Origin of the sequence: Brevibacterium sp. (genome assembly GCF_052105255.1) — a bacterium.
In the GTDB taxonomy this organism is placed as follows: Bacteria; Actinomycetota; Actinomycetes; order Actinomycetales; family Brevibacteriaceae; genus Brevibacterium; species Brevibacterium linens_B.
The window spans coordinates 15,523-42,114 of the sequence record NZ_JBQDYQ010000009.1 but is presented as its reverse complement, the minus strand read 5'-3'; the positions used below and the strand labels follow the sequence as shown (position 1 = coordinate 42,114).

At 64.3% G+C, this 26,592-nt stretch carries 23 protein-coding genes and 2 tRNA genes; 7 read left to right on the top strand and 18 right to left on the bottom strand.

Going from position 1 to position 26,592, the window contains the following annotated elements; genetic code table 11:
• Nucleotides 1–2 precede the first annotated feature (2 nt).
• The 4 genes from ACTIIH_RS04630 to ACTIIH_RS04615 are packed head-to-tail and all read right to left on the bottom strand — an operon-like array spanning nucleotide 3 to nucleotide 4,640.
• A complete protein-coding gene (locus ACTIIH_RS04630; RefSeq protein ID WP_441450777.1) occupies nucleotides 3–1,739 on the bottom strand; it encodes a carboxyltransferase domain-containing protein in 1,737 nt (578 codons plus the stop codon).
• Nucleotides 1,736–2,551 carry a putative hydro-lyase gene (locus ACTIIH_RS04625; protein ID WP_441450776.1) on the bottom strand — a complete coding sequence of 272 codons (816 nt, stop codon included), beginning with the start codon at nucleotides 2,549–2,551 and terminating at the stop codon, nucleotides 1,736–1,738. The genes ACTIIH_RS04630 and ACTIIH_RS04625 overlap by 4 nt, the downstream gene beginning before the upstream one ends.
• Nucleotides 2,548–3,339, bottom strand: a complete 792-nt coding sequence (locus tag ACTIIH_RS04620) for a LamB/YcsF family protein (protein WP_441450774.1) — start codon at nucleotides 3,337–3,339, stop codon at nucleotides 2,548–2,550. Before ACTIIH_RS04620 ends, ACTIIH_RS04625 begins: the two co-directional genes overlap by 4 nt.
• Nucleotides 3,336–4,640, bottom strand: a complete 1,305-nt coding sequence (locus tag ACTIIH_RS04615) for an NRAMP family divalent metal transporter (protein WP_441450772.1) — start codon at nucleotides 4,638–4,640, stop codon at nucleotides 3,336–3,338. Before ACTIIH_RS04615 ends, ACTIIH_RS04620 begins: the two co-directional genes overlap by 4 nt.
• Nucleotides 4,641–4,846: 206 nt before the next feature.
• On the opposite strand from ACTIIH_RS04615, the gene ACTIIH_RS04610 reads away from it, so the two are divergent.
• Nucleotides 4,847–5,485 (top strand): GntR family transcriptional regulator, encoded by a 639-nt coding sequence (locus ACTIIH_RS04610; protein ID WP_173155775.1) that lies wholly within the window; start codon nucleotides 4,847–4,849, stop codon nucleotides 5,483–5,485.
• 208 nt (nucleotides 5,486–5,693) lie between these two features.
• On the opposite strand, the gene ACTIIH_RS04605 is transcribed toward ACTIIH_RS04610, so the two are convergent.
• The 8 genes from ACTIIH_RS04605 to ACTIIH_RS04570 form a co-directional block, all read right to left on the bottom strand.
• Entirely contained in the window at nucleotides 5,694–6,887 is a 1,194-nt protein-coding gene (locus tag ACTIIH_RS04605; RefSeq protein WP_441450828.1) for an alcohol dehydrogenase catalytic domain-containing protein, read from the bottom strand.
• Between the two features lie 444 nt (nucleotides 6,888–7,331).
• Nucleotides 7,332–9,185, bottom strand: a complete 1,854-nt coding sequence (nhaA, locus tag ACTIIH_RS04600) for a Na+/H+ antiporter NhaA (RefSeq protein WP_441091164.1) — start codon at nucleotides 9,183–9,185, stop codon at nucleotides 7,332–7,334.
• Nucleotides 9,186–9,469: 284 nt separating this feature from the next.
• Nucleotides 9,470–9,542 (bottom strand) — tRNA-Lys (locus tag ACTIIH_RS04595).
• 139 nt (nucleotides 9,543–9,681) lie between these two features.
• Nucleotides 9,682–10,002, bottom strand: coding sequence for a GroES family chaperonin (locus tag ACTIIH_RS04590; protein WP_441091165.1), 321 nt, complete (start codon nucleotides 10,000–10,002; stop codon nucleotides 9,682–9,684).
• Nucleotides 9,995–10,279: a DUF3618 domain-containing protein gene (locus ACTIIH_RS04585; RefSeq protein ID WP_441091166.1), complete on the bottom strand. Its 285-nt coding sequence runs from the start codon at nucleotides 10,277–10,279 to the stop codon at nucleotides 9,995–9,997. The genes ACTIIH_RS04590 and ACTIIH_RS04585 overlap by 8 nt, the downstream gene beginning before the upstream one ends.
• A 595-nt stretch (nucleotides 10,280–10,874) precedes the next feature.
• Nucleotides 10,875–11,000: a hypothetical protein gene (locus tag ACTIIH_RS04580; RefSeq protein WP_441450770.1), complete on the bottom strand. Its 126-nt coding sequence runs from the start codon at nucleotides 10,998–11,000 to the stop codon at nucleotides 10,875–10,877.
• A gap of 6 nt (nucleotides 11,001–11,006) precedes the next feature.
• The gene (locus ACTIIH_RS04575) at nucleotides 11,007–12,536 is read right to left on the bottom strand and encodes a hypothetical protein (protein WP_441450769.1); all 1,530 of its coding nucleotides are present in this window, start codon (nucleotides 12,534–12,536) and stop codon (nucleotides 11,007–11,009) included.
• Nucleotides 12,537–12,667: 131 nt separating this feature from the next.
• Nucleotides 12,668–14,338: a hypothetical protein gene (locus ACTIIH_RS04570; protein WP_441091169.1), complete on the bottom strand. Its 1,671-nt coding sequence runs from the start codon at nucleotides 14,336–14,338 to the stop codon at nucleotides 12,668–12,670.
• 227 nt (nucleotides 14,339–14,565) lie between these two features.
• On the opposite strand from ACTIIH_RS04570, the gene ACTIIH_RS04565 reads away from it, so the two are divergent.
• The 4 genes from ACTIIH_RS04565 (at nucleotide 14,566) to ACTIIH_RS04550 (ending at nucleotide 19,094) form a co-directional block, all read left to right on the top strand.
• A tRNA-His gene (locus tag ACTIIH_RS04565) sits at nucleotides 14,566–14,638 on the top strand.
• Between the two features lie 184 nt (nucleotides 14,639–14,822).
• Nucleotides 14,823–15,668 (top strand): PfkB family carbohydrate kinase, encoded by an 846-nt coding sequence (locus tag ACTIIH_RS04560; protein ID WP_441450767.1) that lies wholly within the window; start codon nucleotides 14,823–14,825, stop codon nucleotides 15,666–15,668.
• Nucleotides 15,669–15,776: 108 nt separating this feature from the next.
• Entirely contained in the window at nucleotides 15,777–16,694 is a 918-nt protein-coding gene (locus ACTIIH_RS04555; RefSeq protein ID WP_441450765.1) for a dihydrodipicolinate synthase family protein, read from the top strand.
• Between the two features lie 234 nt (nucleotides 16,695–16,928).
• Nucleotides 16,929–19,094, top strand: coding sequence for a choice-of-anchor I family protein (locus ACTIIH_RS04550; protein ID WP_441450764.1), 2,166 nt, complete (start codon nucleotides 16,929–16,931; stop codon nucleotides 19,092–19,094).
• A 114-nt stretch (nucleotides 19,095–19,208) separates the two neighbouring features.
• Here the strand turns inward: ACTIIH_RS04550 and ACTIIH_RS04545 are convergent, their stop codons facing one another.
• On the bottom strand, nucleotides 19,209–20,024 hold the full coding sequence (locus ACTIIH_RS04545) for a siderophore-interacting protein (protein ID WP_441450762.1): 816 nt from the start codon (nucleotides 20,022–20,024) through the stop codon (nucleotides 19,209–19,211).
• A gap of 235 nt (nucleotides 20,025–20,259) precedes the next feature.
• Complete coding sequence (locus tag ACTIIH_RS04540; RefSeq protein ID WP_441091174.1) at nucleotides 20,260–21,591, bottom strand: glutaminase; 1,332 nt, start codon at nucleotides 21,589–21,591, stop codon at nucleotides 20,260–20,262.
• 89 nt (nucleotides 21,592–21,680) lie between these two features.
• On the opposite strand from ACTIIH_RS04540, the gene ACTIIH_RS04535 reads away from it, so the two are divergent.
• Together ACTIIH_RS04535 and ACTIIH_RS04530 are read left to right on the top strand one after the other, a co-directional pair.
• On the top strand, nucleotides 21,681–22,538 hold the full coding sequence (locus ACTIIH_RS04535) for a hypothetical protein (protein ID WP_441450760.1): 858 nt from the start codon (nucleotides 21,681–21,683) through the stop codon (nucleotides 22,536–22,538).
• A gap of 11 nt (nucleotides 22,539–22,549) precedes the next feature.
• A complete protein-coding gene (locus ACTIIH_RS04530) occupies nucleotides 22,550–23,275 on the top strand; it encodes a hypothetical protein (RefSeq protein ID WP_441450759.1) in 726 nt (241 codons plus the stop codon).
• 127 nt (nucleotides 23,276–23,402) lie between these two features.
• On the opposite strand, the gene ACTIIH_RS04525 is transcribed toward ACTIIH_RS04530, so the two are convergent.
• The 4 genes from ACTIIH_RS04525 to ACTIIH_RS04510 all read right to left on the bottom strand — a co-directional run bounded on the left by ACTIIH_RS04525 (nucleotide 23,403) and on the right by ACTIIH_RS04510 (nucleotide 26,523).
• The gene (locus ACTIIH_RS04525; RefSeq protein ID WP_441450757.1) at nucleotides 23,403–23,756 is read right to left on the bottom strand and encodes an antitoxin; all 354 of its coding nucleotides are present in this window, start codon (nucleotides 23,754–23,756) and stop codon (nucleotides 23,403–23,405) included.
• A gap of 160 nt (nucleotides 23,757–23,916) precedes the next feature.
• Entirely contained in the window at nucleotides 23,917–25,224 is a 1,308-nt protein-coding gene (gene nhaA / locus ACTIIH_RS04520) for a Na+/H+ antiporter NhaA (RefSeq protein ID WP_441450755.1), read from the bottom strand.
• A 142-nt stretch (nucleotides 25,225–25,366) separates the two neighbouring features.
• Nucleotides 25,367–25,519, bottom strand: a complete 153-nt coding sequence (locus ACTIIH_RS04515; protein WP_441450754.1) for a hypothetical protein — start codon at nucleotides 25,517–25,519, stop codon at nucleotides 25,367–25,369.
• A 269-nt stretch (nucleotides 25,520–25,788) separates the two neighbouring features.
• Nucleotides 25,789–26,523 (bottom strand): LmeA family phospholipid-binding protein, encoded by a 735-nt coding sequence (locus tag ACTIIH_RS04510; protein WP_441450752.1) that lies wholly within the window; start codon nucleotides 26,521–26,523, stop codon nucleotides 25,789–25,791.
• Between the last annotated feature and the right edge of the window lie 69 nt (nucleotides 26,524–26,592).

Below are 26,592 nucleotides of genomic sequence, written 5' to 3'. Positions count from 1 at the left end.
GTTCAGCCTTCGTTCTCGTTGGTGCGGGGCCCTGCTGCGGTGCTGGACGCCTCGGTCGGATGGGCGTTCGGCGTCGGTCGGGCAGAGGTGGTGAAGCGCAGCTTCACGCCGGGAGGCAGCTGCGCGGCGAGGTCGACATCATCGACACTGGCGATGATCGGATAGCCGCCGGTGAGCGGATGGTCGGGCCCGAAGAGCACCGGCTGACCGTTCGGCGGAACCTGCAGGGCACCGGTGACCGCGCCTTCGCTGGGCAGCTCGCCCGTGCGGGCACGTTCGAGTGGAACCTCACCGTTCAGTCGCAGTCCGACCCGGTCGGATTCGTGGGTGACCGACCACTCCTGTGACAGCAGAGTCTCGATCCCGGCCTCGGTGAACCAGTCCTCGCGCGGTCCCAGCGTCACGCTCAGCGTCACGGTTTCCCCCGCCTGCGGAAGATCCCTTGGCTGCGTGGGATTGGGATCGACGAGGTGGGGCGCCGCCCGCGGATCGTGTACTCCCACCGTGGTGCCTGTGTCCACAGCGGCCGGACCGAGCCCGGCCAGGGTGTCGGCGGAGCTGCTGTCGAGAGCCGTCTCGACAGCGATTCCTCCGCGCACGGCGAAGTAGCGGCGGACTCCGCGTTCGGTTGGTCCGAGCTCGAGTTCGTCCCCGTCGGCCAGGGCAAAGGCCTCGCCGAGGCGGGGCGTGAGGACAGTGCCATCGGCAGCGGTGACGGTGATCGTTCCGGTGGCCCCGGTGACAGCGGCGACGCCGTCACCCGTGCAACGCAGGAGCACTGCGCCCCCGAAGCTCTCCAGCCCGGCAGCGGTCTCGGCATTGCCGACGAGACGGTTGGCATCAATCAACGCGGAGCGGTCGGCGGCACCGGCGGCGGAGACGCCCATCGAGGCGAAACCTGCCCGACCGAGATCCTGGATGAGCAGCTGCAGCCCGGGGCGCAGCACCTCGAGGGAATGGGAGGCCGCTGCCGCCGAATCGGATGCCGAATCCGCTGCTGAATCCACCGCAGAATCCGACGCCGAACCTTCCGCACCTGGCGAACCCGAGAAACCTGAGGCACCCGACCTCGCACTCGAGCCCGCGACCTCGACGGTCTCGCGCCCCGCCTCGGCGAATTTCACGATCGTGCCGGGTACGAACAGGGCCGGTGGTTCCCGGTCCAGGTCCCACAGCTTCGCATCGGTGCGTCCGATGAGCTGCCAGCCGCCGGGGGAGGCGCGAGGGTAGACGCCGGTGAACTCGCCGGCCAGAGCCACCGACCCCACGGGCACTCGCGTGCGTGGGGACGAGCGACGGGGAACGTTGAAGAGTTCGTCGTCGCCGGCGAGGTAGCCGAAGCCGGGGGCGAACCCGGCGAACGCGACCTGCCAGGTCGCGGCCTGGTGGCGGTTGATCACCTCGGCGGGGGAGACGGAGAGGAGGTCGGCCACTTCGGCGAGGTCGTCCCCGTCGTAGTGGACATCGATCGTCACCTCACGGGCCGCATCCGAGGCCGACTCGGCGTGCCCGAGCCCGCGCACTGCCTCGGCGAGGATCTCGGCGTTCGTGCGTGCGGGATCAAAACTGATCAGCACTGTGCGGGCGGCGGGGATGAGTTCGGTGACGCCGGGCAGATCGGCGGCTTCGAGACTGTGGTGCAGGGCCATCGTCGCGGGCAGGTCCGCGCATTCGACGAGGAGGTGACGCCTGGAGGCGGTGTGGAAGGTCAGGGAGTCGGCCGGCGGTGTCGAGGTCATTGGCGGTAGGTGTCTTCCGGTTCGTCGGTGATGAACATCTTCCCAGGTGAGTGCGTGATTGCGAAGGGGATTCCGGATGCCTGGATGGCTGCCTGCGGAGTGACGCCGCAGGCCCAGAAGACGGGAATGTCGCCGTCTTCGATGGCCGGGGCGTCACCGAAATCGGGCGCGTCGAGGTCAGCGATGCCGATCTGGGAGGGTTCGCCGATGTGGATCGGGGCACCGTGGACGGCGGGGAAGCGGTCGGTGATGCGCACCGCCTCGGCGACCTGGGCTGCCGGGATCGGGCGCATGGACACGACCATGTCTCCGCTGATCCGGCCGGCCGGGCTGCAGGCCGTGGTCGTGCGGTACATCGGCACATTGCGACCGGCTGCCTGGTGTCGGATCGGGATGCCGGCCTGACTCAGACCGTTCTCGAAGGTGAACGAGCAGCCGATGAGGAACGACACGAGGTCCGGGTGGGTCTCCCACACCTCGGTGGCGTCGGTGACTTCGTCGGTCAGGGCGCCGTTCTCCCAGATCCGGTAGCCGGGGATGTCGGTGCGGATATCGCTGCCCGGCGCCAGCGCGGATGCCAGCTGTCCGGGTTCGAGGACGTCGACGACCGGGCACGGCTTCGGGTTGCGTTGGGTGAACAGGAGGACGTCGAAAGCCCAGCCCGCGGGCACGGAGATGAGGTTCGCCTGGACGAGTCCCGGTGCCATCCCCGAGGTGGGGCCGTCGAATCCTGCCCGGATGCGGGCGCGGGCTTCCGCGCCCGCAGCCCGCATCGTGTCCATGGCAGTGGTGCCTGTAACGGCAGCGTTCATCGTCCGACTCCGGCGAAGGCGGCGATCGCAACACCTTCGGATTCGAGGAGGTCGCGGGCGGCTCGGGCCATGTCGATGGATCCCTGGCTGTCGCCGTGGAAGCAGATGGACTGAGCGTCGACGTCGACGAGGCTGCCGTCGATGGCTTCGACCTGTCCGGTCTGGACGAGCCGGAGGACGCGGGCGGCCACGGCTTCGGGGTCGTGGAGGACCGCGTTCGGCTCCGACCGGGAGACCAGGGACCCGTCGGGATTGTAGGACCGATCGGCGAAGGCCTCGGCGGCGACGGTCAGTCCGGCTTCGGCGGCGACGCGGTTGGCCACGCTGCCGGCGAGTCCGAGGAAGACCAGCGAATCATCGATGGCTTTGACGGCGTCGACGACGACCTTCGCCTGCGCCTCATCGTGGACGATCGCGTTGTAGAGACCGCCGTGGGGTTTGACGTAGGTGACATCTCCGCCGACGGCCGTGGTCAGTCCGATGAGCGCACCGATCTGGTATTCGACCTGGGCCTGCAGCGTGGCTGCGGGCACGTCGAGGGCGCGACGACCGAAGCCTTCGTAGTCGTCGTATCCGGGGTGGGCACCGATGGCGACTCCGCCCTTCGTAGCGGCGTCGACGGTTGCGCGGATGCCTTCGGGATTGCCGGCGTGGAACCCGCAGGAGACGTTGGCACTGGTGACGAGGCCGAGCATGGCCGCATCGTCGCTGACGACACGGTCGGGCACGTTCTCCCCGAGGTCAGAGTTGAGGTCGATTCTCAGTTCGCTGTTGACAGACAATGTCACCCTCCGATTCCGATCATGGCGAAGATGGGGCCGATGGACTGTGTGGCCGTGTACCACGTGACCAGTGTTGCCGCGGTGCCGATGATGAGCAACCACTTCGGGTACGAATCAGTGCGCAGCAGGCGCGGCCTGAACCAGCCGATGTACATGAAGATCGTCAGACCGATCGGCAGGATCAGGCCGTTGAAGCCGCCGACGAAGACGAGCAGCGTGGCGGGTGCCGTGCCGAGGGCGAGGTAGACGATGAGTGAGACGACGATGAAGGCCACGGTCGCCAGCTGCAGCGGCCAACCGCCCTTGAGGCGCGTGGAGAAGGCGGAGAGGAAGGTCGCGGAGGTGTAGGCTGCGCCGATGACCGAGCTCAGTGCCGCGGCCCAGAAGATGGCGCCGAAGATGCGCATTCCCGCATCGCCGAGGACTGCGGCGAAGGCCTGACCGGCGGGGTTCGCCACGCTCGAGTCGAGGTCGAGGGCGACACCGGAGGCGACGACGCCGAGGATGGCGAGGAAGAGGATGTAGCGCATGACACCGGTGACGATGATGCCCGACAGCGCCGAGCGCATGACCGAACCGGCGTTCTCCGGGCCGGTTTTGCCCGAGTCGAGGTAGCGGTGGGCACCCGAGTAGGTGATGTAGCCGCCGACGGTGCCGCCGACGATCGTGGTCACGGTGGCGAAGTTGATGGTGTCGGGTGCGATCGACTGTCTGAGCGCCTCACCGACGGGCGGATTGGAGACGATGGCGACGATGCAGGTGAGGATGATCATCCCGATGCCGAGGACGAGGACGACGGTGTCGACGACCTTTCCGGCGCGTTTGAACAGGAAGATGCCGATCGCGAGCACGCCGGTGAGCAGCCCGCCGAGTTTCGGGTCGATGCCCAGCAGTGCGTTGAGGCCGAGCCCGCCGCCGGCGATATTGCCGATGTTGAAGGCCAGTCCGCCGATGACGATGAGGATGGACAGGAGGATGCCCGAACCCGGCACGGCCGAGGAGGCCAGCTGGGCCGCGCGCTTGCCCGAGGAGGTCACCATCCGCCAGATATTGAGCTGGATGGCGATGTCGATGAGGATCGAGGCAAAGATCGCGAAGGCGAAGGCCGCCCCCATCTGAGCCGTGAAGGTGGCCGTCTGGGTGATGAAGCCCGGACCGATCGCCGAGGTGGCCATGAGGAAGATGGCCCCGACGATCGCGCTGCGGCTGATCTTCGAGCCGATCTCACTCGAGGCATTGGCGCGTCCCGACGCGGTTGCGTCCGACGAGCTGGATTCCGGCGGTTGGGATTCCGGTGCGTGTGACATAGGAGTCTCCGACTGTCTGGTGGTCAGTTGTTCCTTCGTGTGTGTCGATGGGGTGAGGACAGCGATGACTGTGTCCTGGCACACGTGAAGTGGTAAACAATCTAGCACTTATTGTTGAACAAACATAGACGGGGGTCACACTTTTCGTCGTCTCTTTGTCGACGGACGGATGGGAGTTTGCGGTGTCGGTTCAGTAGGATGGAGAGGTGAATCACGATTCGTCCCTGGTCAACAGGCTCACTGACCGCCTCATCGCGGGAGAGCTGCGCCCCGGTGAGCGGCTGTCCGAAACCGCGCTGGCGAAGGAATTCGATGTTTCGCGCAATACCCTGCGCGAGGCGTTCCGGGTCCTCGGTGAGCAGGGCTTGGTCACGCATATCCCGCACCGAGGCGTCTCGGTGGCGTCACCGAGCACCGCCGATGTCGTCGACATCTACCGGGTGCGTCATCATGTGGAGTGCTCGGTGCTCGAGTACGCGCCGCGCAATCACCCGAACGCCGTGAGGATGGAGGCGGCCGTCGAGGCTGCCGAGAAGTTCGCAGCCGAAGAGAACTGGCTGGAAGTCGGTACGGCGAACATGGGGTTCCACAATGCCGTCGTCTCGCTGTCGGACAGCAGGCGGTTGATGCGGTCGTTTGCCAATGTGCTCGCCGAGCTGCGCCTGGCCTTCCTCAAGGTGGAGGTCCTCGACTTCCTCCATGCGCCCTTCATCGAGCGCAACCGCGAGGTGGTCGAGATCTATCGCTCTGATGGGCCGGGGGCCGCCGCTGCTAGGCTTGCCGTCTACCTCGGGGATTCGGAGAGACAGGTTCTCGGTGCCTATGCCCGCGCCGGTCAGGACTGAATTGGGACGCTGGGGCTCGTGAGTGGGTGGCAGAGTTGGCTCACAAAGGTCACGACACCACCTAGCTTCGCGCGAAGACGTGTCAATCGATGTGAAGACAGACTGATCGGACAGTTAGTGCAGTTCGAGTGCCACCAAAGGCAGCACCCGAACCCGTTCTCTGATGTCGTTGAATGAAGCTTGCAGCCCTCCTGGAGGGTGGATCAGGTCAGGCTGGAATGAGCCCGTGCGGATCGATGATGAACTTGTCCGAAACACCCTTATCAAAGGTTGCGTAGGCGTCTGGAGCATCGTCGAGACTGATGATCTTCGTGTTGAGCATGTCGCTGAGGTACGGCATGCGGTCCCAGAGAATGGCCATCATCAACTCGCGGTTGTAGTGCATGATCGGTGCCTGGCCGCCCGAGATTCGAGGCGACTTGATCCATGCTTTTCCGAAGTCGAGTGGGAAAGTTCCTTCCTGCTCTGCTTTCGACTCTGCAAGCGGATCGGGTCCGTAGACTCCGATGATGCCGGTGGCTCCGCCAGGTCGGGTAGCGTCCATGACTTGATTGATCGCGTGCGCGGGATCCATATCTCCGGCCTCACGACCGATTCCATGTGCTTCCGAGCCCACGTAGTCCACCGCACAATCCACCATGGGCTCGCCTAGAATAGCTTCGATCTGATCGGTCAGAGGAACATCCTCGTTGAGATCAATGGTCTCGCAGCCGTTCTGTTTCATCAGATCGAGGCGGTCCTTGTGGTAGTCGCCGACGATGATGCATGACGCTCCGAGGAGGCGAGCTGCCGCCGCACCGCACCGGCCGACAGGTCCTGCACCGGCAATATAGACTGTCGAGCCTGGCTTGGCACCAGCCTCCATGAGTCCGTGGAATGCAGTAGGAAGAATGTCTGACAAGAGGGCCAAGTCGCGGATCTTCTCCATGGCCTGGTCTTTGTCGGGGAAGCGGAGCAGCTGAAAGTCGGCATAGGGCACAAACAGGTATTCCGCCTGTCCACCTTGCCAATTGCCGAGGTTGAACCCGTAGGCTGCGCAGGAGACATCTGGATTCGTAGTCTCGCAGACTTCCGTCCGGCGCGCCCGGCAATTGCGACACCGGCCGCAGGCGACATTGAACGGCACCGAGACGAGATCGCCTTCCTTGAGGAAAGTGACGTCGGATCCGAGCTCAACTACCTGGCCTGTCATTTCGTGTCCCATGACCATGCCTTGGGGCACTGGGAAGGAGCCACGGTAGATGTGGAGGTCGCTTCCGCAGATATTCGTAGCGACGATTTTCAGTATGACCCCGTGCGGTGCTTTTGCTCCGTCGGGCATCTCGAGCTTCGGGAAGTCGAGATTTTCGACCTGCATGTCTTGTGGATTAGCGAACACTACTGCGCGATTGCCGTCAGCCATGATTGTCGTGTCCTTCCATAGGATGGTCATCCAGCTTTCTGCTGGAATTTGCATGCGAAAGCGTTTATCTTTCGCCTGCTGCTTCAGCCTATTTGAATCGCCCCAGGGATAACAGAGGCAGGGAGATTGGAGGAAGGAGATTCTCTGTTGCCAGTGAAATACACAGACGAACTCAATGATCGTGCCGTCGAGCGCGTGGTCCGTGCCCAGGCCGATCCGGATGTCGCAAACGAGGCAAACACGCAATACGTGGTCGTGGCCTGGTGCAACACGACCTGACTGCACCCAGCGACGAGTTGCCGCCCGCCACTCGAGGTTCATTCGGAGTGGATCAACCAGTCCGCGACCGAACCCGCGGCAGTTAAGGAGACCAGGATAGGAGCCTCTGTGAAACCCGCGGCTTGACACTCCTGGGTAGCAGTCGCCGACCCCCGCGCCCTCCTTTCAGCTGGATGCCTCCTGGGTACGTGTGCCGCGCCTCCTCGCTTCGAGCGCCGCAGTCAACGTCCGGGCGTCATAGTCGCCCAACAGGCGGCGACCTTCGACAAAGAACGTTGGGGTGGCGTGAGCACCGCTGGCCTCGGCACTCACGAGGTCGCGGCTGACTCGTTGCGCGACAGCCTCGCTGTCCATGTCTTGGATGAAGCGATCGACGTTCAGCCCGAGCTCTTCCGCATAGGCAAGGAGATGCTCCCGCTCGAGCGCGTCCTGGTGTGTGAATACGAAATCGAGCCATCGCCAGAACTCGCCTTGGTTTGCAGCTGCTTCAGACGCTTTTGCAGCCAATGGCCCGTGTGGGTGGTGGGGAAGATGTCGCACTACGTAACGAAGATCGTCGCCGAATTGCGCGCGCAGGTCTTCCCAGGAGCCAGTGGCGTGTGCACAGTACTCGCACTCGAAGTCGATATATTCGACCAGTGTCAGCATGGCGTCCTGCGGGCCGCGAATGTGATCGACTTCCGGATCGACCGTAGGATCGAGCACCATGGGCAGATCTGCAGTCTCCTCACCCCACAGCTTGGCGGCGATCTTGAAAATCAACCAGCCCAGGGCGACGGCGAGCACCATGGAGACCAGGACACCCACAGTCGCCTGTCGACCGAGATCGGTTGTCGGGCCGAAGGCAAGTCCGATGACGAGCAGAGAGACGGTGAATCCGATGCCTGAAAGCGCTGCACCGCCGAAGACGCTGCCCATTCCCACCCCTTCTGGCGGTCGGCCGAGGCCCAGCCGGACTGCCAGCAGAGTGGCAAAGCCAATTCCAAGAAGCTTGCCGAGTACGAGGCCGGCAATGACTCCCAAGGTCACGGATGAGCCGAGGGAATCAGCGAGCAATCCACCTCTGAGGTCGACGCCGGCGTTGGCGAGTGCGAAGATCGGCACGACAAGCAGCGCAGTGGGCCAGCGAAGGACTTCGTGCATTCTCTCGTTCACCGAGATCCCCCGTGCTAGGCCGCGGTTGACACCGCGTGCCGAGGCGGCGCTGGGCGACTGCCAGAAGTCACGGAAAAGCTGGCGGGCAGCAACTACCTCGTGGCGCTGGGTAGGGTAGGCAGGGATGAGCAGCCCGGCGATCATGCCCGCGATTGAAGCATGAACCCCAGAAGAGACAGTGGCGAACCACAGAACAATCACAATGATCACATAGGGCCCCGTAATCCACTGTCGTGAACGGCCAAGCGCCCACAAGCCGATGAGGCAGGCTAGAGCGATCAGCAAGGGGACAAACTCGATCTCATCGCTATAGACAATGCCGATGATCGATACTGCCAGGAAGTCATCGACCACTGTCAGGGTGAGGAGGAAGACGCGCAACTGACCTGACAGTCGTGGACCCACTATTGCCAAAGCGCCGAGCATGAACGCTGTATCCGTTCCGACGACAGCACCCCATCCGCCAAGTCCGCTACCGCCGGACAAGCTGACGACAAGCACGTACACGAGAGCCGGGAGAGCGACGCCTGCGACGCCAGCTATCAAAGCGAGTTGAGCACGACTGCGATCGCGCAAAGATCCGTGCGCGAACTCCTGCCGCACCTCTAGTCCGACAACAAAGAAGAAGATCACCATGAGTCCGTCGTTGATCCAGTGGTGCAGAGTCATATGCATGCCCACGGGACCGACATCGAAGCCGACCTCCTGATGCCAGAGCGCGAAATAGCTTTCAGATAACGGCGAGTTCGCCCACGCAAGCGCCAATACTGTGACCAGCGCCAGAAACATCGCCGATCCGGACTCTGTTCGTAGACTGCGTACGATTTGACCGAGCCCTGGCTGACGGTCAGAGAAGTTCTGCATGGAGGGAGTCTATCTGACCTTGCTGTTGTATCTTCATGCCGAGGCACCCGAGGACCAGCGGTCGTTCGGTACTCCCTGGGCCTGGCTATCATCGCGTGGCGCCCCGAAGGTGGCGAAACTCAAGATGGGCTGGGAGGAGACGATCGGCTTCTCAGGGACCGAAAGCAGTGTCGAGGCTGACACGTCCAGTCCCACATCTTGGCCTACAGCCCACGATCTCTTCGCAGGAAAGAGAACAGAAAACCGCCACTCGGATGATCCGAATGGCGGTTGTCAGTGTGCTGTGCACCCCCCGGGACTTGAACCCGGAACCCACTGATTAAGAGTCAGTTGCTCTGCCAATTGAGCTAGAGGTGCGTGCCGCGCATCCTGCGCAACGAGAATTAATATTACTCAGGTGTCTGCCGATCATGCAAACCGAGATCGGCCCGTATCTGATTTTGTGATGAAGGTCGCAAGCCCCAGGTCAGATAGCCGATCAGACAGCGGCCAGTCCCTACAGGTACATTCCCGAACTCGACTGTTCGGCCGGCTCGGAGATCGCGTGGACGTCGCGTTCGCGCAGCAGCACATAAGCGCGTCCCTCGAGCTCCACCTCGGCGAGTTCCTCGGGATCGTAGAGGACGGTATCGCCGAGGTTGGCCTGCCTCACGTGCGGGCCCGCCGCTACGACCTGGCCCCACACGAGGCGTCTGCCCATGCTGGCGGTGGCGGGAATGACGATGCCCGCTGAGGATTTGCGTTCCCCGGCTTCCGCGCTGGGTTCGAGCAGGATCCGGTCATGGAGCATCCGGATCGGTAGTGCGGCATCAGCCACGCTTGCGACCGGAGAGTCCGACGATGAGGGCGGCCAGACCGAGGGCGGCACCGGCACCGAGTGCGATGATCTCGGGCTTGGGGGAGCCGTCTTCCTCGACGACCTCGGACTTCGCCTTATTGACGGCGCGCGTCGCCAGCACCTTCGGGTGGATGCGGCCGACGAGCTCGTCGATGTTCTCGGCGATGCGCTCTTCGCGCAGTCGGATCGACTCCGCGAGCTGCGCGGTTGTCGCCTGGTCGACGGTCACATCTGAGGTGTAGACGTTGTCAGTCATCGGGTCGAGTCCTCCCGGTCGAGAATGCTTTGCTGCGTCTGTGACCTTGTGCCACAGTGCTTCGCTGTCCAGCTTAGCGGCTGGGCACTGCGAGTGTCAGATATCGGCCGCGGTTCGACGGAATCTTACAATCTCGACGTTCGCGTCGGCGGGTATGGTCGGGTAGTGGTCGCGGAGACCGGCGATGTACCGTTCCAGCCCACCCGAGCGGGTGAGGTCGGGATCCTCAGGTCGCAGTTCGTCGAGTCACTTCACCGTCACCGAGGCGACTCCCACTCAAAGCGTGCCATGCTCGGTGTTCTCGAAGTACGCCAGAGCCGGCCCCGTGCAGTGGCGTTCGTTCCACCGCACCGTCAGCGTCTTCGTCCCGTCGGCGACCACGTCGAGGGAGCGGGCGTTGAATCACACCAGCCGTGCGGGGGCAGAGTCCGGATGCCGGTAAGACCGGGGGAGCAGTGCCGTGATTGGGGCGATCGACGGTTGGCCGGTGGTGTCATCAGGAACGACGACGAGCGCATCGGGATGGAGGTCGAGGATGACCTGACGGCAGCGTCCGCACGGGGCCAGCACACCGCGCGGTTCCAGTCGCCGACCGCTACGATCGTGACCAAAGGTCGGCGTTCGCGGCCGCGGCGACGGTGTGGTTCTCATCGGCGCCGAGTTCACGCGCGAGTTCTTCTGCGGCGGCGACCACGCGCAGTTCGGAGTCGAAGAGGTCCATTCGACCTCACTCCTGCTTTCCGCGGCGTCCCATGAGGTAGATGATGAACCCAACTGCGGCCATACCGGAAGCGGCGAGGACGAAGACGGGCCAGGAGCTGACGATCGTGGAGATGATGGACTCGCCGAACGAGGTCGCCGGATTCTGATTGGCCCTCGGGGACGGCTGATCTCCACCCGTGATGAGATCCGTATCGTCTTCGGGTGCCGCCTCCTCGGGGTTGCGTGGCACCGGGTCCGAATAGTCGGGGCGTTTGGTGTTCTCATCGTCACCAGGCAGCCATTCGTCACCGGCGTTGCCGGGAATGGTTTCGCGTTCGTCGTCCGGGGAGCCATTGCCGTTCGACGGGTCGGGGGTGGTGCCGTCGGCGTCGGAGGCTCCGACCGATGAACCAGTACCGTCCTTGTCCGAATCCTTCTCTTCGTCCTGGTCGGAATCCGAATCGGAACCCGAGCTGTCGGAATCGCTGCTGCGAGTGCCGTCGGAGCCGGAACCGGTGTCGGCGTCGGTTTCTCTGTTACCGGAGTCCGAGTCACCCGAGGAGTTCGCACGATCGTTCGATCCCGAATCCGATGAGGTGCTGCCATCGGTCGAGGTGGTGCTGTCATCAGAGGTGTCGCTGTCCGACGACGCCCCGTCCGTGCCGGCGTCACGGTCGCTCGTGGAACCGTCGTCGGAGGTGACACCGTCTTCGCCGGCAGTCTTTTCGCCGCCGTCGGCAGTGGCGTCGTCTGACGAGGTCGACCCATCCGCCGCTGGAGTGGGGTCGTTGTCCTTCGACCCATCATTGTTGCCGTTTTCCGAATCGTCTGAAGTGGAACCGTCCGGGTCGCTGGTCTCGTCGGCCCCATCCTCGTTGTCGGGATAGGGTTGCCCATTGGTGACGGCGATCTGGCCGTTGTCGTTGAGGGCGAAAGTCCAGGCGGGGTCAGGTCCCTTATCGGCATCAAAGTTCTCGAACTCCACTGGACCGGAACCGTCGGCACCGACGATCACGCCGTCTTTGTTGAACTTAACGGTATCCGGGATAGAGGCCTGTGCGGTCGCTTCGGCGACGGACTGTCCGCTGTCGTCAGTGTCCGAGCCGTTCCCGGTCGAATCCGCGGAATCGGTGTCGGACGATTGCGCGGGAATCCGCTTCATCTCCTGTTTCGGAGCTTCGAAGGACTTCCCGACCCAGCTCTTCGGCAGGGTGCCGGCGCCTTCTTCCTGGTCGTTGGCCGGAACGGACAGTTGATGGCCGACGCTCTGCCAGTCGGCGGTGAGTTCACCGTCGATTTCGCAGGGTTCGTCCGAGGTCCACTTTGGGTCCGCGCAGGCTTTGTCACCCTCTTCGGTGGGGCCAGGATCGGTGATGCTGTCGGCTCCTACCTCGGACTCGGTGTTGCCCTCGGCACCGTTTGTGCCGTCGGCCGTGGTAGTGGGGCTCGGCTTAGCGAATGCAGGTGTGAACGTCGCCGAGATAGGTAGTGCTGCCAGGGCAAGCGCGGCGCCGATTGCGGCGGCTCTGCGGCTGAACCTGAGTGAGACTGGCACTACGTTCCTTCGCGGTGGGGATTCCGACTTCATTGGGTCAAGGGGACATGACGTTCAGACACATCGGTGCCCATCTTAATGTCTCGACCAGACCTGTTAAAGTCGCTGGCGTGTTTCGCCGTGGCGCGGAATCAGCGATCCTGTGTCTCTGACTTCTTCGGATATGCGCGAACGGTTGAGTCATCGCCGAGCACCAGCGCCTCGTTGCCTCCATTGACGACGGCCAGCAGATCGGTATCGGTCTTGAACGCTTGTTTGCCGGCGAGCAGGCACGAGGTGTTCGTGTCCATCGTGCAGGGCACGATCGTTCCGCGCGGTTCGGAGAGATGGATGTCGCGGCTTGAGACGTCCATGAGCAGCAGACCCGACTCGAGATCGAAGAGGTAGGGACCGATATAGGCGCGTTTTCCGGCCTGTCCGCGCACCCAGGACTGCTCGCCGACGATATCGGTCGTCGTGGTCACGGTCGAGAGGATCGACCCGTCGTCGAGGGAGTGGACGACGAGTTGGATCCTGTGGCCAGAGTTCGTCGAAGCACCCTGTTCGCCCCACAATGTGATCGCCTTGCCGTGGCCGGCCGAGATCCAGTCGATGATCTTCAGGTCGTCGCCGGGGCTTTCGAGTTTGATGCTGCGCTCGTCGCCGGTCTTGATGTTCTTCGCCTTGACCGGACCGTTCCAGTCTGAACTGAAGAGCTCATCGTCGTCGATAGCCATCGGTGTCGAACCGGCCTGCGGGGTGGGGACGTCTTCCAGTCCGTCGGTGCCGAAGGTCGAGAGCGTGTTGCCCGATTTGATGAGCACGCTCTTGCCGGCCGACGTGATGCGTGCGTTCTCCGGCAGCTGGTAGGTCTTCGGCTTCGATTTTCCGTCGAAGAGCGCCTCGGCGGTATCGCCCGACTGCCACAGCAGGGCCGGCCGCCCGTCGATGACGGTGTCGACGGCGAAGGTCGGGGACTCGTCGATCGTGGCCTTGTACCGGGACCGGCCGGTGTCCGCGTCGAGGACTTCGAGGCGGCTGTCGTTGACGAGGAGGACTCCGCGATCAGAAGCCGTCACGGAGGCGCGTTTGGGGACCTCGGCTTCCCAGGCCGGGGAATCGTCGTAGCTGGGCACAACGTCTTGGGTCTTGTCGACGGAGAGTTCGGAGGCGGGGTTGACCTGCTGTTCCGAGCCGATCGTCTGCGGGGTGTCGGGGGAGTCGACGGGGACGATGTTGGGAACGACGAATGCGCCGATCATGAGGATCGCCAGACCGATGAGCACGAGGCCGGGGACGGTGATCTTCTTCAGCCGCTGCGGACGTTTGCGGGCCGAGCGTCTGCGCACCGGGGTCTTCTTCACTGTCGGCGTGGCCGGCGCGGCCGGTCCGGAGAACGGGGTGCCAAGCGGGTAGCTGTCACCGTTCGACCCCGGTGAGTCGTCCTGAGGAGCGAAGCCGTTCTGACTGCCCGTGGACTGGCCGTTCGTGCTCTGGTCCTTCGAATTCCGGTCGGAATGCTTCGGAAGTCCGGCCGACTGCGCCGAACCATCCGTGGACGCCACAGCGGACGATTGGTCCATGGTCGCCTCGGCGCTGGTGTCGTCCGTGGGGACTGCCCCGACTTTCCCGTTCTCATCGATGCCGATCTCGGTCTTCTTCGACCCGTCGTCGATCGTCACTGCCAGAGGAGTCGCGGTCTCTTGGGCATAGTCGCCGAGGTAAGAGATGGCCTGACCGGTGTCCGAATAGCGACTCGTCGCCCCGTTGAGGGTGATGTAGGTGAACCCGTCGTCAGAGACGGAGATCAACGCACGAGGCATGTACAGGGTTCCTTGAAAATTATCGAGGACAGGGCCGAGTCAATACTAATGAATGTCTGGGGGTGCTCCTACCCGTTGTCCGAAACCGTTATAGATCGCGACTGAATCGTTGCACGTAATGAGATCTGCGTCTCATCGGGGTTCAGGGGCGATTCAGGTTTGCCCGGGTCAGGCGGGAGCGGTTAGGATATATCTTGCTGTCTGCGCCTTGAGTCGCAGCGCATGTGGTGGGTATAGCTCAGCTGGTAGAGCGCCGCGTTGTGGTCGCGGATGTCGCGGGTTCAAGTCCCGTTACTCACCCCGATCGGGAAGCCCCGTGATCTGTGCGAACGGATCACGGGGCTTCTTCCATTTCCCCAGTGTGCCCACGACCGGCAGCGGTTTCCCACCGTGTGCCCAACCTTGCCGACAGGGCACCGGCCCATTCCGTCCTCGATCACCGACGGTCATCCTCGGCCCGTCCTCGATCGTCGATAATGAGGCCATGACCATCGACTGCTCCCTGACGGTCGTCGGCAGCATCAACGCCGACATCACCGCCACCACCTCCCGACTTCCCGCCGCCGGTGAGACCGTGGGAGGCGGCCGACTGTCCCGTTCGCCCGGTGGGAAGGGCGCGAATCAGGCTGCAGCTGCCGCCCGTCTCGGTGCGAAGACCCGCATGATCGGTGCGGTCGGCCCAGACTCCGACGGCCAGGCAATGCTCGAGGCACTCCGCGCCGCCGGGGTGAATACCGATGACATCGCTGAGGCGACCGCCGAGACCGGGACCGCGCTCATCGTGGTCGACGCGCACGGTGAGAATCAGATCGCCGTGTGCGAAGGTGCGAATGCTTCAGCCAGCCTCGCGGGAATCGAATTCGGTGCCGACGAGGCCGTGCTCACTCAGCTCGAGATCCGCCTCGACCTCATCGTCGAATTGGCCCACCGTGTGCCCGGGTTCCTCACCGTCAATGCCGCTCCTGCCCGTCCTCTGCCCTCCGAGGTGGTCGATCGTGCCGATCTCATCATCGTCAACGAGTACGAATACTTCCAGCTGCCGCAGCTGCAGACCGCGCAGCTCGTGGCCGTCACCTATGGGGCAAAGGGATCGGCACTGCTGCAGAGAGGTGAGCAGATCGCCTTCGCCGAGGCGCTGGAAGCGACCCCCGTGAGCGCAGTCGGCGCCGGAGACGCCTACTGCGCGGCCCTGACCATCGGTCTGACCAGCGGAATCGAAACGGAACGCGCACTGCGGGCAGCCAACGCCGTGGGTGCTGCGGCCGTGGAAGTCGCCTCCGCCCAGCCGGAATTCGACATGTTCGAGACGTACCTGTCCGCCCTCGACTGACCTGGCAGACTGAACGCAGACGGACCCATCCGCTGCTGCCACACGAGGCTCGTTGCCGCCGAACAAGGTTCGCGCCATCGGTGGCCCACGTCCACCCGAGGAGGATCATTGACGAACACCCCCGACCCGTCCCTGTTGACTGGGCTGAGTGCCTTTCCGCTGACCCCGCTGAAGGATGATCGCCTCGACGAGGATGCCTTCGTCGGGCTCATCGAACGCCTCGTCCTCGCCGGAGTCGACTCCATCACGGCGCTCGGATCGACCGGTTCATACGCCTACCTCGACACCGACGAGCGTGCCCGAGTGGCGCAGCTGAGCGTCGAATCCGCTCTCGACATCCCTGTTTTCATCGGAGTCGGTGCGCTGCGGACGAGAGACGTTCTGGCAAATGTCGCTTCCGCCGAAGCCGCCGGAGCGCAGGGACTGCTGCTGGCACCGGTGAGCTATCAGCCGCTGACCGATGACGAAGTGTTCGAACTCTTCCGCAGCGTCACCGTGTCCACCGATCTGCCCATTGTCGTCTATGACAATCCGGGCACCACGCACTTCACGTTCACCACCGAGCTCTACTCGCGCCTGGCCGGGCTCGACGGTGTGGCCTCGATCAAGATCCCCGGAACTCCGGCCTCACCTGCCGGATGGGAGGAGCGCATCGGCGAGATCCGTGCGGCCATCGGCAGCGAGGTGACGATCGGCATCTCCGGCGATGCCCATGGTGCCGAGGGCCTCATCGCCGGCTGTGATGCTTGGTACACGGCAGTCGGCGGCACCATCCCCGAGCCGATGCTCGAGATCACGCGGGCCGCGGAACTCGGCAATGCGCAGCTCGCCCGCGAACTCTCGGCCGAGCTGCAGCCGCTGTGGGATCTGTTCACCGAATTCGGCGGAAGCCTGCGCGTGACCGCCGCCATCGCCGAACATCTCGGGCTCGTGGGTGCAGACATCCTGCCTCTGCCGGTGCGTGACCTCGATGCGGCAGCGAAGCGTAAGGTCGCCGAGGTGGTCGACAACCTCGATCTCGCCTGACCCCGAACCTCGGCTGACCCCGAACCTCGCCGAGCGCTGACGTCTCCGCCGACCGCGCACCGCACACCCTGGTACAGCGACGGCAACGTGAGCGGTCGACGTTAACTGAAGCAGTCGCTGAGTGTGTTCACCATCCGTCCACCTGCGGTTCGGAACCGGTCCATTCCGGGTGCCTATGAATAGGTGTTTGCGGGTTCAAACGGCCCGCGACACCCAATCGAACCCGGAGAACCGATGACGATCCCACTGTCCGCGAAGACGCTCACGGCCTCGGCGGCCGCACTCCTGCTGGCCACCGGCTTCACCGTCGGCGGCACGGTTCCGAGCGCGAGCCCCGCTCACGCCGCAAAAGTGGACTATCCCATCAGTTCCTCGGCCTCGGACGCACAGATCGAGATGGGCTTCCTCGGCTCCCACGAGACCGGACGATTCGACGAATCCGCCGCCGAGATCACCGCCGTCCACGGCGACACGGTCTTCACCGTCAACGCCCAGGCGGCCACAGTAGACGTCATCGACGCCTCAGACCCGACAAACCCGCAGAAGGTCGCCGAGATCACCGGCACCGGGGTCGCGAACTCGATCTCCATCCGTGAGGACGGCCTCGGCGTCATCGCCCTCGAGGACAAGGACAAGACGCACCCGGGTACCGTGATGTTCTTCGACGCGAACGACCCCGAGGCGGACATCCTCGGCGAGGTTCCGGTCGGGTCCCTGCCAGATATGGTGACCGTCACTCCGGACGGCAGCCATGCCCTGGTCGCGAACGAGGGCGAACCGGCCGATGATTTCTCGACCGATCCCGAAGGTTCGGTGTCCGTCATCGACCTCCCCGCCGAAGTGGCCGCGCCGTCGGACTCGGACGCGCACACTGCGGACTTCCACGAGTTCGAGGACGGCGGAGCGAAGACCCTGCCCGAGGATGTGCGGATCGTCGGACCCACACCCGAAGAGGACCTGCCGATCTCGCGCAATCTCGAACCCGAGTACATCACTGTCGCCGGGGACAAGGCCTACGCGACCCTGCAGGAGGCGAACGCGATCGCGGTCGTCGACATCGCCTCGGCGTCTGTCGAGGAGATCCTCCCGTTGGGTCTCAAAGATCATGGCCAGGCCGGCAACGGACTCGATGCGTCGGACCGGGATCCCGAGGATGCTCCGACCGTGAACATCACGGAATACGAGGGGCTCAAGGGCGCCTATATGCCCGACACGATCTCGACGTTCACCTCCGGCGGCACCGACTACCTCGTGACCGCGAACGAAGGTGACTCCCGCGAATGGGGCGACTTCGTCGATGCGGCCAGGGTCAAGGATCTCGGCGAGGACGGCCTCGCAGCGGTGTGCGAGACCTCGCCGCTGGCTGACAAACTCGGCGAGGCGGACCTCGGACGGCTGAATATCATCACCGACCTGGGTCTGAACGACGCCGGTGACTGCTATGAGGAGCTCGTGGCTTTCGGTGCCCGCTCATTCTCCGTGTGGACCACCGATGGGAAGCTCGTCGCCGATTCCGGGGACGAGTTCGAGAAGCTGACCGCCGAGGCGGTGCCCGAGTTCTTCAACTCCAACCATTCCGAGTCGAACCTCGAAGGATGCAGCGATGACAAGGGCCCGGAGCCCGAGGCGCTGACCATCGGTCAAGTGGGGGAGAGGACCTACGCGTTCGTCGGCTTCGAGCGCATCGGCGGAGTCGCGGCCTTCGACCTCAGTGACCCGAGCGCCCCGAAGTTCGCGACCTACTTCAACAATCGGGACTTCTCGGTCTCCGTCGAGGACGAGATCGAGGATGTCTCGGATCCTGCTGCGCTGCTCTCGAGCGCCGGAGACCTCGGGCCGGAGGGCATCACGTTCCTCGGCGCCGATGAGTCGCCGACGGGTGGGGCTGCGCTCGTCGTCGGCAATGAGGTCTCGGGAACGACGAGCCTCTACTCGGTGGCCGATCTCGCAAACGGTGGAGACGACGGCGACGATGAGAATGCCGGGACTGATGAGGATGCTGGCGCCGACCAGGACGCGGGTGCCGACGACAACGCGAACGAGGATGCTCAGGCCGATGCGGCCAGCGAATCAGATACGGGCAGCAGTGCGGACTCGGCCGCCGACGGTACGGGCGCTGACGGGGCGGAGTCGGACAGCGACTCGAACACCGGCGCTGGCAGCGACTCAGCGACCAGCTCGAACGCAGACTCGGGTATCGATACTGAGGCCGCGTCGGACGCAAGCGCCTCAGACGCGGGCTCGAGTGCAGACGGTTCCGAAGCTTCCAGCGACGCCGACGGTGAACCGCTGCCGCGCACCGGCGCCGACCTCGGTGAGTACCTCATCCTAGGCGGCATCGCTGTCGGCATCATCGCTCTCGGCGCAGCGGCCTTCTTACTCGCCCGCCGCCGCAGCTGAACCCACGCTGACCGTTCACCTCAGCGCCGACCGCTCACCTCAGCGCCGACCGCTCGCAGTATGTCGTGAGCGGTCGACGGCAACTCGAGCGGTCGGTGTGACCGGGCAGGCAAATCAGTCGATCTGGCCGATCGGCTCGCGCTTCTCGGCCTGGAACTGATCCTCGGCGCGGCCGCGTGCCCAGTATGCGGAGATCGACAGGGACTCCCGCGGCACTTCGCGGTCCTTGAGGATCGTGCGGATCGCCTTGATCGTCTCGCGCTCGCCGTGAGCGAAGACCTGCGGAGTGCCCGCGCGCCACTCGAGCCCCTCAACTGCGGCAATGAGCTCCTCGTCCGAGTCCACCCATCTCACCTCGACGCCTTCCGGCGCCTCGGGCAGAACGCGATCGGCGTCGTCGGCGACATAGGCCAGGACGACCCCGGTGGCTTCGGTGGGCATGGCCTCGATGGCCGAACTCACCGCGGGTATCGCGGAATGGTCGGCGATGAGCAGGTGCCAGTCGACGTCGGCGGGGGCGTATTTTCCGCCCGCGCCGGAGAGGACCAGCGTGTCTCCCGGTTTCGCGTTTCTCGCCCAGGGACCGGCGATGCCGTCATCGTCGTGGATGACGAAGTCGATGCTCAACCACTTCTCGTCCAGGTCGATCTCTCGCACCGTGTAGGTGCGGCGACTCGGCAGCTTCTCGGGGGACTGCTCGCGCAGCTCCGTCAGATCGTAGGGTGGGACGAGCTCATGTGCCGGATCGGCGAAGAGGAGCTTGACGTACTTGTCGGTCGCGTCGTTCGAATCGATGTTGTCGAAGGTGTCCCCGCCGAGGCGGATCCGCATCAGGTGCGGGCTGACTTCGGTCGTCTCGAGGACAGTGAGAACAGCCTGCTGGCGGACGGGTCGTGCAGTGCGTTCGGGGGAGTCGGGTGCGGACGTCACAGGCGGCCTTTCTCAAACGGGGTGCCCCTGGAAGCCCACGGTCGACTCCGGATCGCGGAGCCGCCTCGGCGCAGGGGATCAGTAAGGCTCACCTTATCAAATCCCCATCGGCGGCCGGTTCCGGATCCCAGCGGACGGAATCTACGCCTCCTGCCGCGGGGATCGGCCTCCATTGCTTCCGCCACGCGGATCGGCCCCCACCGCTCCCGCCGGTGGGACCGGCCCATCGCCGCCGTCAGTTGGAGCGGTCGGCCATCTCCCGGCGACGATCGTCGCGGATGCGTTTGAGTCCTTTGACTGATTTGAGCGAATCGAGGATCTGCACGCCCGGAAGCGCGGAGTTCGGTCCCTTGCACTGCATCATGTCGTCGGGGTCGAGCAGGACCACGCGGATCCCATCGTCCTTCATTCGTGACAGCGCCTCGGTGAGCATGCCCCGGGCGACGGAGTTGATCTCGTTGACGCGGCGCAGGTCGAGGACGAAGGTGTTCGTGGTGGAACCGGGTTCGTCCATCGCGCGCAGGACGTTCTCCGAACCGCTCCACTGGATGAGTCCCTGCAGGCTGCAGATGCGGACCATCTTGCCCTCCGAGTCGACGAAGCGACGGTCACGGCGGATGATCGAGCGGGCCGGTTCCGGAGCATCCATGATATGCAGGCTCAACCGATCTGAGAGGTCCTGGAAGATCTTCGCTCCGCGGACGCTCGTGCCGTGCCTGTCCAGTCGTGGAGAGAACGTGGCGAGGCCGACCTGACCGGGCATGACACCGAAGATACCGCCGGAGACTCCGCTCTTGGCGGGGAGACCGATCTCTGTCATCCAGTCGCCGGCTGCGTCGTACATGCCGCAGGTCATCATGACGGCGAGCACCTGCCGGTTGACTCTGGGAGAGAGCACCTGTTCACCGGTCAGCGGGTTGATGCCGCCGCCGGCCAGAGTCGAGGCCATGATGGCGAGGTCTTTGACGGTGACGGTGATCGCGCACTGTTCGATATAGCCGCGAACCACCTCGTCGGGGTCGTCGTAGAAGATGTCGTAGGACCGGAGCATGTTCGCGATGGCGACGTTGCGGTATGCCTCCCGCCATTCGCCGTCGGCCACCGATTCGTCGATCGACAGCTCCCTGCCGGCGAAGCGGGAGAGCCCGGCGCGCGCGATCTCCGTGCGTTCGGCCAAGCTTGCACCGGGATCGCCGAGGACGGAGTGGATTGTCATCGCCCCGGCGTTGATCATCGGGTTGAGCGGTCGGCCCGACTTCTTGTCCAGGGAGAGTTCGTTGAACTTCTCACCGCTGGGTTCGACGCCGACCATCTCGAGGACTCCGGCCAGGCCCTCCTGCTCGAGGGCGAGGCCGTAGATGAAGGGTTTCGACATCGACTGGATCGAGAATTCGAAGTCGGCATCACCGGAGGTGTACTCGACGCCGTCGAGGGTGGAGATGCAGATCGCGAGCTTCTCCGGATCCGCCGCGGCAAGGTCCGGGATGTAGTCCGCATTCTCCCCGGACCGGTCCGGTCGGAATCGTTCGAGCGTCTCATCGAGAAAATCCGGGATGGGCGATCGCATGGCACCTCCTGCTGCAGTTGTAGTCGGTTGTTCCAGGACTGGCACCGCTCGTGCCTGCGCTGACACCGGCCCGATACTACGTTGGAACCATGACACGGACCAAGTTGCTCCTCCTCGTCGGCCTCGCGTTCACCGCGGTCACCGTCGTTGTCATCGGCGTGATCGTGACCGCGTTGGTGCTGCGGTCCACACCGCCCCACCACGAGACCACGAAGCTGTCCGAACATGCGCTGACCCCGCAGGAGACCATCACCGAGGTGGCCCCGCGCAGAGACGGGACCGTGCAGATCCGCCAACGGCTGATCTTCGAAACCCCACCCGAGAACGGACAACCTGTCGGTCTGTGGGTCAGTGATGCAGGGGTGGGTCAAGATCCTCGGACCGACCGCCGACTGGCGATGATGCCGACACTGTCGCCGCTGAGCGCAGTCGAGCTGAGCACAGCCGACGATTCGACTCAGGACTCACCGAAAACCCTCGCAGAGCTGAACATCGACGTCGACGAGTCGGAGCGGGAGGGCTTCGACCATCCGGCGGTGCACGTCGAAATCACCCCGCAGGATTCCGACGGAAAAGCCGTGCAGTGGGGCGCAGGTCGTCATGTCATCGAGCTCGAGTATGCCCTCGATGACGTGTTCATCTCCGTGGACGGCGAGGAATTCTTCGCCGTGCCCGTCCCCGCCCTCGGCAACGGTCAGCTCGCGCAGAAGACACATACGCTCGACATCGACACCGACGGGCCCGTCTACTGTCCTGCCGACAACGTCGACTTCGCCCTCGGCGACGGCTGTGACGCTGAAGCATTCGCTCGGGTCGATGATGCTGATGACTCTGATACCGGCGCGCATGTGGTGTGGCGGGAGTCCGTAGCCGACAGCCATGAAATCATCGCCTTCGCTCCTCCTGCAGGAATGACGGCGTCCCCGATCCCCGCGTCTGAAAGGTAGGGATGAGCGAGATGAAGCACAGATTCCCACGCAGTCGCGCGTTCTCCGTCACGGCGGCGCTCGCAGCGGCTGTGACGATCACGACTGTGATCGCAGCGCCCGGCGGAGTGGATGCCGCACCGAACCCGCTGCGCAGCAAGTATGTCGAGCACACGGTCAGCATCGCCGCCGATGGCAGCTACTCGGTGCGGATGGACACGAAACTCGAGCTCGCGCTCGATACGGCATGGGGGTTCGGCGGGGAAGTCCACGACGGATTCCGCCTGCCCGACACCGAGTCCCTGCTGCCTCCGTACCTGCGGGCTCAGTATTCGAATCCGCGGGGAACCATCGATTCGACCGCTGGCGAGGCGCACATCGACACAGAGCTGCATTCGGTCGATATCGACTTCTCCACGGACAGGCTCGCCGCAGGATCTCACCGAGGAATCCTCGACTACGAGGTTGCCGGAGCAGCCGTGCCGGCCGCGGACCTGAACGGAGAACAGGACAGTGGTGTCGTCGTCTACGTCCGTCCCCTGGACCGCGGAGACCTCGTCATCGAGTCAGCGGCACCGATCACCGCCGTCGACTGTGAGGTCTTCGCTCCGCGCGGCCAGTCGTGCGGAGAGAAGAAGGGAGAGTCCTGGGCCGTGTCGGGTGAGGAGCTGCTGCGCGATCACACTGTCATCGACGCAGTCCGCATCACGATCGACGCCGACCCGACAGCCGTGCCGACGCCGGACATCGATTCCTGAGGCCGGATTGTCTGCACCGTCGCATATCTGAATCTGCTGGTCAGATCGCTGCGTCCGCTTAAGACCGCCGAACAGAGATCGAGCCCTTGCCGCAGTCGGCAGGGGCTCGATCAAATGACGCAGACGATCAGCGGCTTCCGGCAGGTCCGTTGCCGCCGTCGAAGCCATTGTCATCACGATCGTCTCCGCGGACACCGTTCCCACGAACGTCGTCGCTGCGGCCCGCACCGCCGGACTGCTCGTCGCCGCGATTCGCTCCACCGGTCTGACCACGGTCATTGCCGATGGCGTTGTCTGCCGCGTCCCGGGCCTTCTTGATCTTGTCAGAGTGCTTGCCTCCGGTCAGGGAATCGGCGACACCGGCGGCCTTGTCGAGGACTGAGTCGGTGGCCTTCTCGGCTTTGTCAGAATTGAGCTTGTCCTTGACCTTGGGATCACTGGCGAGGTTCTTGGCCTTGTCGAGGAATTTGTCGAATGCCATGGCACGGTCCTTCTCAGTTGGTCGAATACACTGTCGGTGCTGATCGTGGGGAGGAACACGGACGATTCGAAGCCTAGTGGGGCTGTCTGTGACGGAACTGGCAATCGGCTGCTTCGGTTTCGACGGTCACCTACGGACCACACGCCCGTGACCGTCTTCCTTATACGTCTGAGGCGGACTGCTTTCGTGCCTGGAGCAGTCGACGATAGTGGGCGTTTCGGACCGTGAGAATGAGCGCTGCGAGCACGGCCGAGAGCAGTGAGGCGCTGAGAACGGCAACCTTCGCAACATCGTGTTCGACCGAACCGGCGGTGAAGCTGAGGTCCGCGACGAGGAGGGAGACGGTGAACCCGATGCCGGCAAGCAACCCGATGCCGGTGAGGTCGGCCCAGCGCAGGCTGGGGTCCACACTCGCGGTGAACCGGGTGACCAGCCACGTGGAGGCGAGGATGCCGACCGGCTTGCCGACGATCAGTGCCGTCATGATCCCGTAGGTCAGGGGATGGGAGAACGCGGAGGCCAGACCGTGGAATCCTCCGATATCGACACCGGCAGCGAAGAAGGCGAAGACCGGAACGGCGAACCCGGCAGACAGAGGTCGGATACGGTGCTCGAGCGCCTCGGCGAGGTCGACGGAGCGAGCGTGTTCGTCACCGGTCGTGCGGGTCGAACCACGACCGACGACGGCGGGGATCATGAAGCCCAGCAGCACTCCGGCGATGGTCGCGTGGACACCGGAGGCGTGCATGAGTGCCCAGGCGACGAAGCCGAGCGGGAGCAGGACGACCCACGCGGCCCACGCACGGTCGACGAAGACGCGACGGAAGCGGTGTGCGACGAGTCCGAAGACGAGGACGACTCCGAGCGCCGCGGCCAGGGGGAGAGCCGCGATGGTCTCGGTGTAGAAGAGCGCAATGATGGTGATCGCCAGCAGATCGTCGACCGCGGCCAGGGTGAGCAGGAAGAGGCGCAGCGCCTTGGGCAGGTGGGAGCCGACGATCGCGAGGACGGCAACGGCGAAGGCGATGTCGGTCGCGGTGGGGATGGCCCAACCGCGCAGCAGCTCCGGACGGGTGAGCAGAAACGCCGCACAGATGAGGGCGGGGACGAGGACTCCGCCGGCCGCCGCGGCGATCGGGACGACGGCGGTGCGGAGACGCCGCAGGTCACCGCGGGTGAATTCCGCCTTGAGTTCGATGCCGACGAGGAAGAAGAAGACCGCGAGCAGTCCGTCGGCGGCCCATTGCCCGATACTCAGACGCAGGTGCCAGGGCTCATAGCCGAATTCCCAATCCCGGATTGCGAAGTATGCAGCCGATGCGGGGGAGTTCGCCCAGATCAGAGCGGCAGCAGCGGCGATGAGGAGCAGTGCGCCGCCGACGGTGTCGCGGCGGAGTACTTGGAACAGCTGCTGTCCCGGGGTGTTCGGTGAGGCGGATCGTGAAGTGGGTGCAGAGGTAGTGGTCACAGGGATCCCGTTCGTGGTCGGCAGACAAGAGAGATCGACCCGAAGAGTGGATGTGCAGACAGCGCTCAGTTCGGCGACGCTGAGCGTCCGTGCGTGATTCGAGCGGACGTCGTCGGCTCGGCAGATGAGAGCTGTCGGAGAGTCACACCAGGGGTCGGAGCGGAAGATCTCGGTGTGAGAACGGCTGTGTGCCCGACTGCATCTCGCCCCACGCGGTGATGTAGCCGTTGGTGCCCGAGTGCGGCAGAACCCACACTTTCGGACGGAAAGCGGCATTGCGCATGGCGGGAGTCATTCCGACAGTGTAGCCGACCGGCAGCGCGCCGTGCCACCGAGACATAAGGCCGTGCCACCGGCCGAAGTCCTAGCTGATCTGCTGCATGAGCAGGTAGCTTGAGCCCAATCCACTGTTGCACTCGAACCCTGAGCCCACCGGGCGAAGATGACACTTTGGCCCCACTTATCTTCGAGAATCGGGTTCGGTTCCCCCAAGAACCCGACCGCCGAGGAACCCGACCGCTGAGGCGGCCCGCCCCCACCGTGATCGCCCGGGTTCCCCGCCGGTCACTGCAGGCTGACGCCGGATCCGTGGAGGCGGACCTGCAGTCCCGAGTCGGTGGCAGTGATGCCGGTGAGCTCGAGACCGGCGGGCAGGAAGTCGAGATCGATGACGATATCGGAGATCTCTGAGGTGAGGAATCCAGGCAGGCGATCGAGAGGGAACTCCGCCGACCCCAGCTTGATCGTCGTCGCATCGACGATGGCCCGCCTGCCGTCGGCCTTCGGGTCGATGCCCACAAGCAGATCCTGACCGAGCATCGACCCCTTGAGGAAGAGCTCACCGTCGACGGTCGTGAAAGACATCCCCTCGGGCAGGTTCGCATGCTCGGCGGCGAGCTCGTCGAGGGTCGAGTGGGGGAGCACCGCAGTGCCCTCGACGGTGCCGATCGGCTTCGACCCGCCGGTGGGAACGTCATAGAGCTTCGCATCGACATCGGTGAAGTCGACGCCCTCATAGGTGGCCTCATCGGCGGTGACATGCACCGAGTTCAGTTCTCTGGAAGCCAGCTGCGTGAGGATGGGGAAGCCTTCGACAGAGACCTCGGCTTCACCGTAGTCGGCAAGCCCGTCGGCGATGCGCTGCTCCGTGGCGTAGTCGACGATGCGGTCGGCCGCCACACTGCCGATGATGAGTGTGAGGACGATGACGACCGCGGAGACGATGAACGTCGTCCGCCTGCTGCGACGTCGAGGCTGGTCATCCGGCCGCGGGTACGGAAGGGTCTGCGCCGTGGTCATGAGCTCCATTGTTCCGCACTCGCCGGTCCATTCGCATTCGCTGGTCCGAGTGCGCTCGCCGGCTCGGCG